This window comes from Tenacibaculum bernardetii, assembly GCF_029125915.1.
GTDB classification, from domain to species: domain Bacteria; phylum Bacteroidota; class Bacteroidia; order Flavobacteriales; family Flavobacteriaceae; genus Polaribacter; species Polaribacter bernardetii.
The window spans coordinates 22,152-37,720 of sequence record NZ_JAQJCU010000007.1 but is presented as its reverse complement, the minus strand read 5'-3'; the positions used below and the strand labels follow the sequence as shown (position 1 = coordinate 37,720).

Sequence of the window (15,569 nt, the reverse complement as noted above, 5' to 3'; positions counted from 1 at the left end):
TAAACAGATTACTTCGTCAGTTTTCCTCGTAATAACGTTTATTCTTTTAAATCTAATTTTATACTTAATTCTGATAATTGCGCATCGTTTAAAGCAGCCGGAGCATCAATCATTACATCACGACCAGAGTTGTTTTTAGGGAATGCAATAAAGTCACGAATTGTTTCTTGTCCGCCTAAAATAGCAACCAATCTATCTAACCCGAAAGCTAAACCACCGTGTGGTGGCGCACCATATTCAAAAGCATCCATTAAGAAACCAAATTGCTCTTTAGCTTCTGCTTCTGTAAAACCTAAATGCTTAAACATAATAGCTTGCGTTTCTTTGTCATGAATTCTGATAGAACCTCCACCGATTTCATTTCCGTTCAACACTAAATCGTAAGCATTTGCTTTTACATCGCCAGGATTGGTATCTAATAATTCTAACTGACCTGGTTTTGGTGACGTAAACGGGTGGTGCATTGCGTGGTAATTGCCAGTTTCTTCGTCTAATTCTAATAAAGGGAAATCAATTACCCATAACGGAGCAAATACCTTCGGATCTCTTAAACCTAAACGTTCTGCCATTTCCATACGTAAAGCAGATAATTGTGCACGTACTTTTGTAGTGTTACCTGATAAAATACAGATTAAATCACCAGCTTTAGCACCTGTTTTTTCTGCCCATTTAGCTAAATCTTCTTGGTCGTAAAATTTATCTACAGATGATTTAAAAGTACCATCTTCGTTACATTTAACATACACCATTCCTAAAGCACCAACTTGTGGACGACGTACCCAATCTATTAATTTATCTATTTCTTTTCTTGTATATTTTGCTCCCCCAGGAACTGCAATTCCTACAACTAGCTCAGCATCGTTAAATACTTTAAATTCTTTTTGTTGTGCAACATCGTTTAATTCTCCAAACTCCATTCCGAAACGGATATCTGGTTTGTCATTTCCATATAAACGCATGGCGTCATCAAACAACATTCTAGGGAACTTATCTACTTCAACGTTGTTAATTTCCTTTAGTAAGTGACGTGTTAGGCCTTCAAAAATATTTAAAATATCTTCTTGATCTACAAAAGCCATTTCACAGTCAATTTGTGTGAATTCTGGCTGACGATCGGCACGTAAATCTTCATCTCTAAAACACTTTACAATCTGAAAGTATTTATCCATTCCACCAACCATTAATAGTTGTTTGAATGTTTGAGGCGATTGTGGTAATGCGTAAAACTGACCTGCATTCATTCTTGAAGGCACTAAGAAATCACGTGCTCCTTCTGGAGTTGACTTGATTAAATAAGGCGTTTCTACTTCTATAAACTCTTGGTCAGATAAATATTTACGTACTTCCATTGATACTTTCGATCTAAAGATTAAACTATCTTTTACAGGGTTACGACGAATATCTAAATAACGATATTTCATTCTGATATCTTCACCACCATCCGTTTTATCTTCAATAGTAAAAGGCGGAGTTTTAGCTTCGTTTAATATCTCTAAACTAGTCACTAACAATTCAACCTCACCAGTAGGAATATTTTTATTTTTCGATTCTCGTTCGATAACAGTTCCGCTAACTTGAATAACAAATTCACGTCCTAAAGTTTTGGCTTTTTCCATTAAATCTTTAGAGGTACGCGCTTCGTCAAAAATTAACTGTGTAATTCCGTAACGATCACGTAAATCTACCCAAATCATAAAACCTTTATCACGAGATTTTTGTACCCAACCAGATAAGGTAACTTCAGTATTTATGTGTGAGGCTCTTAATTCGCCACAAGTTTGCGTTCTGTACATTTCTTGAATTTTAAAAGTGCAAAATTACGTAAATAAAAAGGAGGATTAAAAGTAGTTAGAATAAAAATGAACACTAAATGACTAGCTTTATAACTTTATAGTTAAATATGTTTCTCAACATAAAAAAATAGTACTTTTAAACTTCAAATAACCGCCATGTTTAAAAATATACTTTTAGTAACAGTACTTGTTGTAACTTTTGTTAGTTGTAAGAAGGAAAAAGAGATTCAAGTTTTAAATTCTTCAAATTATTTTGATCTTCTTAATAAAGAATTTACAGGCGATTTAGCTTTTGAAACCACTTCGTTTGTTGAAAAATATTGGAGAGTTGTAGGAAATACAGGTTTTAATAAGAGCGTGTACAGAATTGCTGATGAGCTTGAGAAATCAGGATTTGTAAAAGAAGATGTTGCTACGAATACTGACTTTTTAACCTACAGAATTGAAAAAAGACCACTTGAAAAACCAACATGGGAATCTGTTAATGCTGAGGTGAAAATAGTTGGTGAAGAAACTCCTTTGTTACAACATAGTACCAATAGAAACATGATTGCTTTAAATTCGTACAGTACGCCCAAGGAAGGTGTTACTACCGAAGTAGTTTATGTGAAAGATATACAGAAACTGAAAACTTTAAATATTAAAGGTAAAATTGTTTTTGCAGAAACAAGCCCTAGTAGAATATTTAAGCAAGCTATTGTAGAAGGCGGAGCGGCAGGATTGATTACTTATAGCAATCCGAAATATTTACAGCCTAAAAAAAATAAAACATCAATTCAGTTTAGAGCTATTCCTTTAAATGAAGATATAAAAGCATGGGCAATTGCAATGTCTTATGAAGCTAAAGAGAAATTGAAAGCGAAGTTATTAAAAGGGAAAGTTGTTTTAAATGTGAATATAGAAACGAACATTTATCCGTCAGAAGAATTAACAATTATTGCGGATGTAAAAGGAGCTAAATTACCTAAAGAGCGTTTGGTTTTTAGTGCTCACATACAAGAACCTGGTGCAAATGATAATGCAACAGGAGTAGGAGTGGCTTTAGAAATGGCAACTCTTACTGCGAAATTTATAAAAGAGAAGCGATTTTCACCAAACAGAACATTAACTTTTTTATGGGGTGATGAAATTATTTCTACAAACCGATATGTTAAAGAAGATAGCATTAGAGCTAAAGATATAAAGTGGGGAATTTCATTAGACATGGTTGGTGAAGACACCAAAAAAACTGGCGGTACTTTTTTAATTGAAAAAATGCCAGATCCAAGTGCTATTTGGACACGCGGAAAAGATAAACATACAGAATGGGGAGGTAGAAAAATGAAATTAAGTGAAATGAAACCTCATTATTTAAATGATTTTTTAATTGATAAATTTAAAGAGCAAGGTAAACGCGCAAATTGGGTAGTTAGTACAAATCCTTTTGAAGGAGGAAGTGATCATGTTCCGTTTTTAAAGGCAGATATTCCGAGTGTTTTATTTTGGCATTTTACAGATCAGTTTTACCATACTGATAATGACAGAATAGATAAAGTATCTAAAACTACTTTAAAAAATGTAGGTGTTACTTCGTTAACATCTGCTTTTACATTATTAAATGCTGATAAAAAAACCGCTAAATCAATTTTAATGAATATCGAAAAAGTGGCTATTTCTAGACTTAAAGAAGAGCAATATCAAAGTGAAATTTCCTTGAGTAAAGGAGATTCTTTAGAAACTCAAATAGCGATTATCTCTGCATGGAATAATTGGTATTCTAAAACGGCATTAACGACAATAGATATTGTAAAAGATAGTACAACTTTTAAAAAGGAAATTAAAAAATCTCAAAAATTAATTGATTCAATGTCTTTAAAGGTTATAAAAGAGCTGGGTAAAAAGAACTCACTTAAAACGTTAGAAAATTAGAACAATGACTATAAATAATTTTAAAAATAAATTAAGAAATACTCCAAAAGATATTAATTTTTCAGAAACGATTAGCGTTATTAAAGAGAACTATGTTTTTACCCCATCTGCATTTAAAAATGGAGATTTACAAAACAGTAGCGCAGAAAATTTAGGTTCGTGTAAAGTGTTTTCTTTTGCTTTAAAACAACAGTTAACCAAAGAAGAAACACTAGCTTCTTTTGCACAATATTACTTTATTGATGTTCTAGAGAATCCGAATGGTAGTGATCATCAAAATATTAGAAACTTTATGAATACTGGTTTTGAGGGATTGATTTTTGATAATGAAACCTTAGTGGAGAAAATTTAATTCATTAAATAAGCATAGCTCTAATTGTAATATTTGCTTGAGCTCTCTGGCTTTTTTATGAGAGAAGCGAGTGTTAAAACCTTGGCTATTCTGATTTCCTTACATAAAATTATAACAAGAAGTTGGGCGTTACCATAAATGGTCGCGCTTTTACTACTCGCTTTTTTTTCATTCTTCAAAAAAGAGCTCAAACAAACCGTTCAATCGCTAACGCAACAAATCATAAAAACATATTTTTGCAAGTATGCTACAAGTAAACAATATTTCGTTTTCTTATACTAAAGAAAAAACAACCCTTACAAACATTAATTTCTCTTTGCAAAAAGGAGAACATGTATGTATAATGGGAAAAAGTGGTTGCGGAAAATCAACTTTATTAAAAGTCATTTACGGCTTGTTAGATCTTGACAAAGGAGACATCTATTGGAATGATTTTCAAATCTTAGGACCTGCACATTATTTAGTTCCCGGTACCGATATTTTTAAATACGTTGCGCAAGATTTCGATTTAATGCCATATACTTCCGTAAGTGAAAACATTAAAAAATTTCTATCTCGTTTTTATCCCGAAGAAGCAAAGCAAAGAACAAATGAGTTATTAGAGGTAATAGAAATGACAGAGTTTGCCAATATAAAGATTAAAAACTTAAGCGGAGGGCAACAACAACGCGTGGCAATTGCTCGTGCCTTAGCTAAAGAACCTGAATTATTGTTACTAGATGAGCCTTTCGGACAAATAGATAATTTTAAAAAGAATTCGCTTAGTAGAAACTTATTTACCTACCTAAAGGACAAAAATATTGCTTGTATTATAGCCACTCACGATGGCAATGACGCGCTTTCGTTTGCTGATAAAATGATTGTTATTAAAGACCATCAAATAATTGCGAATGATATACCAGTGAACTTATATAAAAACCCTAAGTTAAAATATGTAGCCACTTTATTTGATGATGTAAATGAAGTTCTCGTCAATAATAAAAAAGTATTATTATATCCACATCAAATAAAAATTGTTGAAAAATCGGAATTTAAAGCTATAGTTCTGAAGACTTATTTTAAAGGTTATTGTTGGCTTATTGAAGCTGAATATAACCTGCAAACTATTTTTTTAAACCATTCAAAATCTATTGAAATAAAAAAAGCAGTTTCATTAGAATTTAATGAAACTGCTTAAACCAATAATAACTATCTCTTAATTAATTATTACTCAACTATTTTAATATGTTTTTAATTTGGCTAAAAAATACACTCTTATCTAAAAAAAGATAAAAGTGTATTGTAATACTTCTTTTTCTATGAAGGGATAGCAACCTTTCCTATATTAAAAACAAGTAAGTTTTATTTTACCCTACTTTATTTCTAAAAAATTTCTTTTATTTTTTGTTCAACCTTGTTAAATATAAAAATATCTCCTACTTTTTTACCTAGTAACATGGCTCCTATTGGTGAAGAAACCGAAATAGCAAAATAAGTTTTACCCTTAATTATAAGTTGTCCAGCGCTAATACTTATAAAAAAAAAAGCTTTATTTGTTTTAACTACACTACCTAAATGTGCAATTTCAGAAACTTTTTCAATATTAATTTTAGATAGCGTTTCTTTCATTTTTATGACTCCGCTAAGCTGTTGGCCCGCTTTTTCCATCTCTAACTGCAACATTGCTCTACCTGTTTCATGTTTATCTCCTACCGAACTTTTGGTTTCTGATTGTAATGCGTTTTGGTTAGATGAAATTATTTCTTCTACCGTTTGTAAGCGTTTATTTACAAACGCTTCACATTGTATAAAAAGTTGGTGTTTAATATTCATTTTTTAAGGTAAATGCATATGCTTCATAATTTCCATGATGAGAAATTGAACATGAATTAGTAAGTAATTTTTCTTTGTAAAAATACAAAGGAGCACCAACAACTGTTTTTCTTTTTTCTATCTCTTTAAATAAATATGATGTTTTCTTTTCAAGTGTTTTTCTGATCACATTATTTACTGTGTTTGGTAAACAAATAGCTGATGTAATTTTACCTCCATTCTTTACTTCATCAGCAATTGTATGAATATAAAAAGTGTTTAAAAAAATAGTTGTATAATATTTTATGCCTTCAAAAACAACAACACCTTCTTCTTTTGAAGTTAGTGTACATTGAAATTTTTTGGGAGCAAAAAAACGTTTTTTAACCTTTTGTGTATAACATTTATAGGCGGCTTCTTTCATGCTCCAAAACACCCAAACTTTTAAAAACGGATTTTCAGAGGCTAAAATTTCACCTTGCTCTTTTTGGGTAAATTGCTTCTCTAAAAAACCTTTTCGTTGCCAGTTACTTTGAATTTTAGCTAAGCCTAAATCAACAATATCATTGCCAATATTATGCATTCATTTTTGTTTGAATAATTACAACGGTTTCTTTTACAGAAAGCATTTTTTCCATAGAATCGTTATCTATTTCAATATTAAACTCATCTTCTACATCTAAAATAATATCTACCAAATTTGCCGAATTTATTTCTAAATCCTTAATAAAATCGGTGTTTTCATTAATATTCTTAAAGCCTTTTTCATTTTGAACATAAGGCTTTACAATCGTTGTTAACTTTACTATAATTTCTTCTTTTTTCATTTTATTTTGAATATTTTTTAAAGATAGCACAAGCGTTTACATCACCAAAACCAAAACTTGCTTTTGCGAGTATATTTATATCTTTATATATAATTTTTGTTGGTATTTTTTCTTTAGAAATAAGTGTTGAAATTTCTGGATGCACATCTTCGCAATTAATATTAGGAAACACAAATTGTTCCTTAATTTGCAAAACAGCTGCTACAATTTCTATTGCACCAGAAGCCGCTAAACAATGACCAACCATCGACTTTAAAGAATTTATGTAAGGAAACTCAGTTCCTTTTCTTTGTAAAGCTTTGCTCCAGTTTTCTATTTCTAAACTATCTTTTGATGTTGCTGTTAAATGGCCGTTTATAACATCAATTTTATCAGATGTTATATTCGACTCTAACAAAGCATCCGTAATACATTTCTGAACAGCTTCGGCATTTGGGGCTGTTAAAGTTCCGCCATTTCGTTGTCCGCCAGAATTTATATTTCCGCCTAAAACTTCTGCATAAATGGTTGCATTTCTCGCTAAAGCACTTTCTAAAGATTCTAAAACCAAGGCTCCTGCTCCACTTCCTGGCACAAAACCTGCTGCAGTTTCACTCATTGGTCTCGAACCTTTTTCTGGCGTTTCATTATGCTTGTAAGACATTACTCGCATTGCATCAAATCCGCCCCAAGTATACAAACTACTATCACTTGAACTACCAACCAACATTCGTTTTGCTTTTCCGTTTTTAATGCGCTCAAAACCCAATAACAAAGCCTCTGTGCCTGTTGTACACGCAGACGAATTTGTAGTAACCTGATTTCCTAAACCAAGAATTCCGCCTAAATATGCAGAAATTCCACTTGCCATTGTTTGTACCACAGAAGTACTTCCTAATCTCCTTACTTTCTGATCATCAATTTTATAGATTGCTTCTCTAAATTTTTCAATTCCCGATGTTCCTGTTCCGAAAATTAAACCCGAATCATAATCTAAATTTGAGTTTTCATCCACAGAAAAACCAGCATCTTTCCAAGCATCAATTCCTGCCATACATCCATATAAAATAGAAGTACTATTAAAGCCGCGTAATTGCAAAGCTGTTAAATATGTTGCTTTTTTTTCTTCAGAAACTGTAGGAATTCCACCAATACAACAAGAAAAACCTTTGTCTTTTAAATGTTGATGAAATGTAATTCCAGATTTTCCCTTTTTTATTGCGCTCGAGAATTCTTGCAAACCAACTCCATTGGGTGCAACAACTCCTAAACCTGTAATTACAACTCTGTTTTTCATGTTATTCTGCGATTATCATTCCCGAAATAGTTCCTCTACAAACCAATTCTTTTTTCTCATTTATCATTTTTACAGCACATTTTAGTTTGTTGAATCTAAAGTATTGTTTATCGGAAATTACGGTTACTTTTTCGTTTGGTAACACTGGTAAATAAAAATCGACTTGATTAGAAGTTAATGCTATTTGTGGATTTTTATCTGTTGTTAAAATTTCATTTTTCAATAAATAAATACCTAAACAAACAACACCAATTTGTGCCATTGTTTCCGTTAAAATAACACCAGGCGTAATTGGATTATTTTTAAAATGTCCTTCGTAAAAAAACTCGTCTTCTTTAAATCTATAATTTCCAGTAACTCCGTTTTCTGAAACCTCTGTAAGTAAATCAACAAACAAAAAGGGTTCTCGGTATGGTAGGTTTTTTATGATTTCTGTAGGATTCATTTTATATCATATTTAATTTACTTACTAGGTTTTTAGTTTTGATAGAACCTTTAGAGTATCTATTCTCTATGATTTTTTCAGCTACTAATTTCAAGTAAAAATTGGTTAATTCATTAAATTTTTCAATGCAATTAAATATGTTATACTGTTTAAACTCATTCACTTCATTAATAACAGTTAAATAATTGAAATCCTTTACAGAACCTCTATCAAGTTTATAAGATTCTAATGAGTTTCCATTATTTTTAAAATCTATTGGATGAGCCGAAACTATATGTCTCAAAAATATAATATCAAGTTTTTCAAAGTCTTTATATAACTTTTTTTCATTTTTTAACTTTACGATTTTAGCAATAGTTTTTATCGATTTGTATTGAATATATACTGCTGAAAAGACTCCATAAATCATTAAATATGCTTCACCATTATCCTTAACCTGAATATTTTTACTTTCTAAAAATTTATTAATTGCAAATTGCGAATCTCCAATAACATCTAAAGACGAAGTTAAAAACTTCCAAGAATTGTCATTTTCAAATTTGAATAATTCTTTCACTTTCGTTAAAAATGTTTTATTTTCCTTTTCTAACTTATCCCAATCAATACAAGTTTTTCCATTATTGATTACATCCCTAATAAATACTTCTATTTCTCGAGTTTTAATTTGTTTCATTTTATTTCTTGGGGTTTATTGACAGGAAATTACCATTCTAACAATATTCTTTGTGCAGAAAAACCCGGACCAAAACTTAACATTAAGCCTCTTTCTCCTTTTGCTGGGTTTCTATCCATAAAACGCTCCAAAACATACAAAACTGTTGCGCTAGACATGTTGCCATACAAACGTAAAACCTCTTTAGTATCGTCTATATTTTTACCTAAAACACCAAATAAATCTTCTACTGTTTGTACGATTTTTTTTCCTCCAGGATGAAAAATCAAATGATTTACATCTTCAATTGTTAAATTATTTCTTTCTAAAAACGGATGAATTATTGCAGGAAAATGATCTGAAATTTTCTTTGGAACCTCCTTGTCTAAAATCATTTGTAAGCCTGTATTTACCAAATTAAAACCCATCATTTGGGTAGCGTCATAAAAATGATACATCGCTTCGTCTACAATTTTTGGACCTTTATCTTCATCATAAGAAGACAAAATAACTGCCGAAGCTCCATCACCAAAAATAGCCGCACTTACAATATTCGTCATCGAATAATCGTCTAACTGAAAAGTTGCTGTAGGTGCTTCAACAGCAATTACAACAGCTCTTTTATTAGGATTTGCCTTTAAAAAATTCTTAGCATATATAATTCCAGATACTCCTGCTGCACAACCCATTTCTGTAACTGGCAAACGCACAATATCTTGTTTCATTTGCAAAGAATTAATCAAATATGCATCCATAGACGGAATCATAATTCCTGTACAACTTACCGTAATTATGTAATCGATATCGGTTGCTTGTAAATTTGCTTTTTGTAATGATTTTTTAAGTGATTGCTCGGCTAGTTTTACTACTTCTCTTGCGTAAATAGCATTTTTTTCTTCGAAAGAAGTTGCTATAAAAACCTCTTCGGGGTTCATGATTGAATACCGTTTATCTACTGCTGCTCCTTCGAAAAGTTTAATTACTTTTCGCTGAAAACGTGTATCCTGATCTTGCATCCACGTTTTTACAAACGGAATAATATCTTTTGTTTCTCTATAATATTGTGGCAATTGTTTTGCTACAGATGTTATTTTTACTGCCATTTATTTTTGTATTATCCATTGAAAACGGAATGCCCATTTCCAAGAAATTTGTGGTTTTCCATTTATTTTTTCTGAGATTCTAATCAAATCTTTTCGTTTGAACCCCCTTAAAACAGAAATTAATCCATCGTTGATTATCATTTTATTTTTGATAAAAATTGATAATAATAAAAACAAATAATAAGCCAATTTATGACGATGTAAATCGTTTACAATTATTGCTTTTTTAGTATGTTTTAAAGTGTCTGATAAGAAAGAAATCAATTGCGGTTCTTTAAAATGATGCAAAAACAACGTTGCTAAAACAATATCGAATTCTCTGTTTTTAAAATCATCAGAAAAAATATCTTCAGTTTTAAAAACCAACTCTGGATATTCTGTTGACAATTCATTCGCATATGCTATTGCGGTAGCATTTGCATCTACACCAATCAATTTCATTTTATAGCCATTTTTTCTTCCGAATTTGGCTACATCACGTAAAATATCTCCATGTCCACAACCAATATCAGCGATAACGATTTCTATATTTTTAGGATGCTTTTTTAATACTTTTTTTAATGCATTAACCGTTACCAAGTTTCCGCCTAACCAACGATTTATATTTTCTAATTTATCTAAAACATCGCGCAATAAATCGCCACCAATAGAAAAATCATCCATCATTTCTTCTTGATCTGTTCTGTATTTTGTGCTGATGAAAAAACTCATTCTATTTTTATTGGTTTACCATGTGTTTGCTTAATTATAATTGGTAATAAAAAAGGTAATTTCTTTAACGTTTTAAGTAAAATTTCTGCAACCTTATCTTTTCTAAATAACCACGCAATAAAATGACCCGTTTTTAAGCGCATTTTAAAGTTTTTATTCCATTCTCTAATGTATTGTTTTTCAAGATCATTTCTTGACGAAAGTTTACCATTTAAGTAATTTAGAGTGAGTTTAGATGCAATTTGTGCACTCTGAATTGCCATACTCATACCATTACCGCATAAAGGGTGAATCATTCCCGCAGAATCGCCACACATAATAAGGTGATTTTCTATTGGTTTTTTGGTTTCAAATGAAACCTGACTAATCGTTAATGGTTTTTCAAAAATTGGTGTTGTTGCTTTAAAGATCTCTTTTAAATATTGATTTTTAAAAACAACTTGTTCTTGAAAATCTTCTATACTTTTATATTTTTTAAAAGATGAAAAACTAGTGATATAACACAAATTAATTATATCATTTTCTACTTTAGAAACGCCACAGTAACCACCTTTAAAATTATGAAGCGCTACTAAATTTTCTTCACAGTTTCCTTTTACGTGAATTTTAACGCCTAAATAAGGTGATTTTTTCTGAATAAAATCACGTTCCATTTTTACATCTAATAAAGAACGTTTTCCGAAAGCACCAATAGCAATTTTTGAGGTAAGCGTTTTATTTTCTTTTGTTGCTACATGAAAAATATCTTCAGAAAAATTGACACTTAATACTTGGTCTTGTAAAATTATAACACCGTTTTCTTTGGCTTTTTCTGATAAAATAAAATCGAATTGATAACGTGAAATTCCGAATCCTCCTAAAGGTAATTTAGCCGAAATAACTCTATTATTTATAGTTGATAGCTTAAAATTTGTAATATTAACAGCACCAAAATCAAACGGATTTATACCTAAAAACTCTAAATACGGCAAAACTTCGTTAGAAATATATTCGCCACAAACTTTATGTTTTAGATACTTATTTTTTTCAATCAATAAAACTTTTTTACCAAATTTAGATAAATGTATTGCGTTGCATAAACCCGCTAAACCTCCGCCAATAATAATTACATCTGCAGTTACGTTACTTTTTTTGTGATTAAAATGGTTGTTGGTTTTTTTCATTTATTCTATTAATTCTGCTAATTCTTTTCCTACCAAACTACCAATAGCAATTCCCATACCGCCTAAACGAACTCCGCAAAAAACATTATTTGATAGCTGTTTTACAATTGCTTTTTTCTGATTTCCAACGCCCATAATTCCGCTCCATCGATGTTCAATTTCGAAATTAGTATTGGGTAAGATGGTTGTTTTTAAAATTTCTTCTAATTGATTCTGAATAAGAGCTGTTTCTCCAAATTCAGCAGTTTCTTCCGTTTTAAAATCGAGATTTCTTCCACCACCAAACAAAATTCTATCATCAATATTTCTGAAATAGTAATACCCTTTATCTAAATGAAAAGTTCCTTTAATATGTAGGTTTTTTATAGGTTTTGTAATTAAAACTTGTGCTCTTGCAGGTTGTACATTTTCATTGAATAATTGATTTGCAAATCCGTTTGTGGCAATCAATAACTTATTGGTGGAAAAGCTAATTTGATTGGTTTGTATAGCTACTTTATTCCCATTTTCCTCAAAACTTTTAACGGTAATATTATTTAAAATTTTTATATCACTTTGCTGAATTACTTGAAGTAACTGCGCTACCATTTTACCGGTATCAATTTGCCCTTCAAACTGATTGGTTATATAATTTTCATGAACATTCTTAAACTCAAAAAAATTGTTATCAACCTTAAAAACATCCGAAGAAAAAAGTGGTTTTAATAATTGGTTAATTTTATTTTTTTCAGCCAAGCACTCTTCATAAAAATCGGAATCATTAAATAACTCATAACCTTTATTTTGCTGAAAATCGATCGCGGCATCACCCAAAGTTTTTCGTAATAATTGTAAACCTTTCCATCGTTTTTTTACCAAATTAAAAACCTCTTCTTCACTGTGTGTTTTTAAATCATCAATCAATTCCGATAAACTACCAAAACACGCAAAACCGGCATTTTTAGTACTTGCTCCTTGTGGCAACATGCCTTTTTCTAAAATTATTATTTTAGCATTCGGATGTGCTTTTTTTAATGTCAATGCACAATTTAAACCTACAATTCCGCTACCAACAATGGTAAAATCTACATTTGTAAACCATTCTTTTAACTCCCAATAACTGTAATTCAACATCTTAATATTTATATATATTTGTACCTTGGCACACTACTTGAATATTTAAATTTAAACAATAAAAAGTAATATTATGAAGTTATTCGGAATCTTAATTTTGGCACTAAGCTTTACACAGTGTGCAAGCATGAAACTAGAATCAAATCCTCCTTTTACGGTTAACACCGCATCTTACGCTCATATTACTGGTGGTTTACCAGGCAACAACACGCTTAATTTAATGATTGAGTTTACAGCAAATAAAACTATCGATTTTCAAAAAGTATACTTTCAAGATAGAATTGTAAGTGCTGTAATTGAACAAAAACAAGATAAAAATTACATTGCTGCTCGTTATAAAACCTCAACAGGTGAAGATAAAAAAGACTTAGTTTTAAATGTTGATCCTGAAAAAGAATATGGAAATACCGCAAAAACTAAAGAGGAGATTCCTTTTAAACTAAAAGAAAATGAAGCCGTAGTTAGCTACAAAATCGGTGATAAAATTCATTATTATAAAATCGAAAATATTAAAAAAGAGAAAAGGGTTTTTATGCCCTCAGCAAAACCTCAAAACTAACAAAAAACACCTCAAATGAGGTGTTTTTTGTTTTTGGCACGTAATTTGAAAACTACATAAGTATAATATTAAAACATACGCTTATGAAACGTCTAAAATTACTCTTCCTATTTATTGCCACAGGTGTAACGTTAACATCTTGTACAGTACAGGATACTGATTTTTCGTTAAACGAATATGTATCTAGTTACGATTTATGGTATATCGATTATCATAGAACAACTGGTACAGGCGATGTTCCTTTTTTATCAAAAGCCTTTACAGTTTCTTTTTTAAACGGAACTATGTATGCAAATAATAATATTGCTGACATTGGTAAAACCGGAAATGGGCTTGGAATTGCTGTTGGAAATTATGGCACTTACAGAACCATTTTAGAAACCGATCACGATCTTGATGGACGTTATAATTTTGATGTCGTTCAACTTTCAGAAGATGAAATTAGAATTGATGATTTATCGCAAAACGTAAGTTATTATTTAATTGGTTATCAAAGAAATAATTTTAATTACGATAAGTTGTTTTATGAAAACATAGAATACTTTTTGCAAGAATATGTAGCATGGGAAAGAACTGCTTCTTCTGGTGGTGTATCAAATACATTTGATGATGAACATTTCTTACAGTTTACGCCAGAAAACGACGTAACTTTCTACGCATCTCACGATTCATTTGGCACGAATATTGATTATATAAAATGGGACTATGTAGGTGGTTATAAAGTAGCCAATATAGCAGGTTATAGCGACTTAAAACTTTTAACACTTAATTATGATGGTGGCGATACTGAAAGGTTTGAATTAAGCGTTATAAATGATGAAAGGATACAATTATTTCACCTAAGTTCTAAAACAACGTACACTTTTTCTGGTAGAGGATTTGTACAGTATTTAAAAAATGAAAAAACAATAAAACCAACTGTAAGGAATAGCGGTAGAAAACGTACTAAAGTACAACGTGAAACAGTTGATAGAAAATATTTAAAATAAAGTTTGGTTAGTTGATTTTTGGTTGGGGTAGTAGCCAACTAAAAGAAACCGCTCTAGAGGTAGAGCGGTTTTTCTTTGTTTAAAATATTCGTTTTACCTAAAATATTTTACCTTTATAAAAAACAAAAACATGCAACAAACCGCTTTAATTACAGGAGCAACTTCTGGTATTGGTAAAGCAACCGCTATACTATTTGCTAAAAACAACATAAACCTCATTATTTGTGGAAGACGTGCTGAGAAACTTAAAGAACTTCAACACCAATTATCAACCTTCACAAAAGTACATACGCTACAATTTGATGTTCGTTATAAAGACGAAGTACAAAAAGCCATTGGTAGTTTACCTGATGAATTTAAACATATTGATGTTTTAATTAACAATGCAGGTAATGCACACGGGTTAAGTAGTATTCAGGAAGGAAGTATTGATGATTGGGATGCCATGATTGATGGAAACGTAAAAGGTTTATTATATGTTTCGAAAGCTATAATTCCGCAAATGGTAGATAGAAATAACGGTTTTATCCTTAATATTGGTTCTATTGCTAGTAAAGAAGTGTATCCGAACGGAAATGTATATTGTGCTTCAAAATCTGCCGTAGATGCTTTAAATAAAGGAATGCGTATTGATTTAAACAAACACAATGTTCGTGTTTCGGCAATTCATCCTGGTTTGGTAGAAACTGAATTTTCAGACGTGCGTTTTAAAGGAGATCTCGATAGAGCAAAAACGGTATATCAAGGCTATAAAGCTTTACAGCCCGAAGATATTGCCGATATTATTTACTTTGTTATTAGCAGACCTTACCATGTAAATATTGAAGATTTAGTGGTATATCCTACCGCACAAGCAACCGCATCAATTATAAATAAAAATGTATAAG

At 30.9% G+C, this 15,569-nt stretch carries 17 protein-coding genes; 6 read left to right on the top strand and 11 right to left on the bottom strand.

The window, feature by feature from the left end:
• Positions 1-38 precede the first annotated feature (38 nt).
• Complete coding sequence (gene aspS, locus P2G10_RS07475) at positions 39-1,793, bottom strand: aspartate--tRNA ligase (RefSeq protein ID WP_275315949.1); 1,755 nt, start codon at positions 1,791-1,793, stop codon at positions 39-41.
• A gap of 156 nt (positions 1,794-1,949) precedes the next feature.
• On the opposite strand from aspS, the gene P2G10_RS07470 reads away from it, so the two are divergent.
• The 3 genes from P2G10_RS07470 (at position 1,950) to P2G10_RS07460 (ending at position 5,230) form a co-directional block, all read left to right on the top strand.
• Positions 1,950-3,701: a M28 family peptidase gene (locus tag P2G10_RS07470; protein WP_275315948.1), complete on the top strand. Its 1,752-nt coding sequence runs from the start codon at positions 1,950-1,952 to the stop codon at positions 3,699-3,701.
• 4 nt (positions 3,702-3,705) lie between these two features.
• Positions 3,706-4,053 (top strand): HopJ type III effector protein, encoded by a 348-nt coding sequence (locus tag P2G10_RS07465; RefSeq protein ID WP_275315947.1) that lies wholly within the window; start codon positions 3,706-3,708, stop codon positions 4,051-4,053.
• 244 nt (positions 4,054-4,297) lie between these two features.
• Positions 4,298-5,230 carry an ABC transporter ATP-binding protein gene (locus tag P2G10_RS07460; RefSeq protein ID WP_275315946.1) on the top strand — a complete coding sequence of 311 codons (933 nt, stop codon included), beginning with the start codon at positions 4,298-4,300 and terminating at the stop codon, positions 5,228-5,230.
• Between the two features lie 185 nt (positions 5,231-5,415).
• On the opposite strand, the gene P2G10_RS07455 is transcribed toward P2G10_RS07460, so the two are convergent.
• Genes P2G10_RS07455 through P2G10_RS07410 form a run of 10 tightly spaced genes read right to left on the bottom strand, consistent with a single transcriptional unit; the run spans position 5,416 to position 13,131 of the window.
• On the bottom strand, positions 5,416-5,865 hold the full coding sequence (locus tag P2G10_RS07455) for a 3-oxoacyl-ACP synthase (protein WP_275315945.1): 450 nt from the start codon (positions 5,863-5,865) through the stop codon (positions 5,416-5,418).
• A complete protein-coding gene (locus P2G10_RS07450; RefSeq protein ID WP_275315944.1) occupies positions 5,855-6,427 on the bottom strand; it encodes a 4'-phosphopantetheinyl transferase family protein in 573 nt (190 codons plus the stop codon). The genes P2G10_RS07455 and P2G10_RS07450 overlap by 11 nt, the downstream gene beginning before the upstream one ends.
• On the bottom strand, positions 6,420-6,671 hold the full coding sequence (locus P2G10_RS07445) for an acyl carrier protein (protein ID WP_218771874.1): 252 nt from the start codon (positions 6,669-6,671) through the stop codon (positions 6,420-6,422). Before P2G10_RS07445 ends, P2G10_RS07450 begins: the two co-directional genes overlap by 8 nt.
• Before the next feature lies 1 nt (position 6,672).
• A complete protein-coding gene (locus P2G10_RS07440; RefSeq protein ID WP_275315942.1) occupies positions 6,673-7,947 on the bottom strand; it encodes a beta-ketoacyl-[acyl-carrier-protein] synthase family protein in 1,275 nt (424 codons plus the stop codon).
• 1 nt (position 7,948) lies between these two features.
• The gene (locus tag P2G10_RS07435) at positions 7,949-8,392 is read right to left on the bottom strand and encodes a 3-hydroxyacyl-ACP dehydratase FabZ family protein (protein ID WP_275315941.1); all 444 of its coding nucleotides are present in this window, start codon (positions 8,390-8,392) and stop codon (positions 7,949-7,951) included.
• Between the two features lies 1 nt (position 8,393).
• The gene (locus P2G10_RS07430) at positions 8,394-9,065 is read right to left on the bottom strand and encodes a hypothetical protein (RefSeq protein WP_275315939.1); all 672 of its coding nucleotides are present in this window, start codon (positions 9,063-9,065) and stop codon (positions 8,394-8,396) included.
• Positions 9,066-9,094: 29 nt separating this feature from the next.
• Positions 9,095-10,147, bottom strand: coding sequence for a type III polyketide synthase (locus P2G10_RS07425; protein ID WP_275315938.1), 1,053 nt, complete (start codon positions 10,145-10,147; stop codon positions 9,095-9,097).
• Positions 10,148-10,858, bottom strand: a complete 711-nt coding sequence (locus tag P2G10_RS07420; RefSeq protein WP_275315936.1) for a methyltransferase domain-containing protein — start codon at positions 10,856-10,858, stop codon at positions 10,148-10,150.
• Entirely contained in the window at positions 10,855-12,021 is a 1,167-nt protein-coding gene (locus P2G10_RS07415) for an NAD(P)/FAD-dependent oxidoreductase (protein ID WP_275315935.1), read from the bottom strand. The genes P2G10_RS07420 and P2G10_RS07415 overlap by 4 nt, the downstream gene beginning before the upstream one ends.
• Entirely contained in the window at positions 12,022-13,131 is a 1,110-nt protein-coding gene (locus tag P2G10_RS07410) for an NAD(P)/FAD-dependent oxidoreductase (RefSeq protein ID WP_275316031.1), read from the bottom strand.
• A gap of 130 nt (positions 13,132-13,261) precedes the next feature.
• On the opposite strand from P2G10_RS07410, the gene P2G10_RS07405 reads away from it, so the two are divergent.
• The 3 genes from P2G10_RS07405 (at position 13,262) to P2G10_RS07395 (ending at position 15,568) form a co-directional block, all read left to right on the top strand.
• Positions 13,262-13,693, top strand: coding sequence for a hypothetical protein (locus tag P2G10_RS07405; protein WP_275315933.1), 432 nt, complete (start codon positions 13,262-13,264; stop codon positions 13,691-13,693).
• Between the two features lie 83 nt (positions 13,694-13,776).
• Positions 13,777-14,682: a hypothetical protein gene (locus P2G10_RS07400; RefSeq protein WP_275315932.1), complete on the top strand. Its 906-nt coding sequence runs from the start codon at positions 13,777-13,779 to the stop codon at positions 14,680-14,682.
• A 130-nt stretch (positions 14,683-14,812) separates the two neighbouring features.
• Positions 14,813-15,568 carry an SDR family NAD(P)-dependent oxidoreductase gene (locus P2G10_RS07395; RefSeq protein WP_275315931.1) on the top strand — a complete coding sequence of 252 codons (756 nt, stop codon included), beginning with the start codon at positions 14,813-14,815 and terminating at the stop codon, positions 15,566-15,568.
• Position 15,569: the final 1 nt, after the last annotated feature.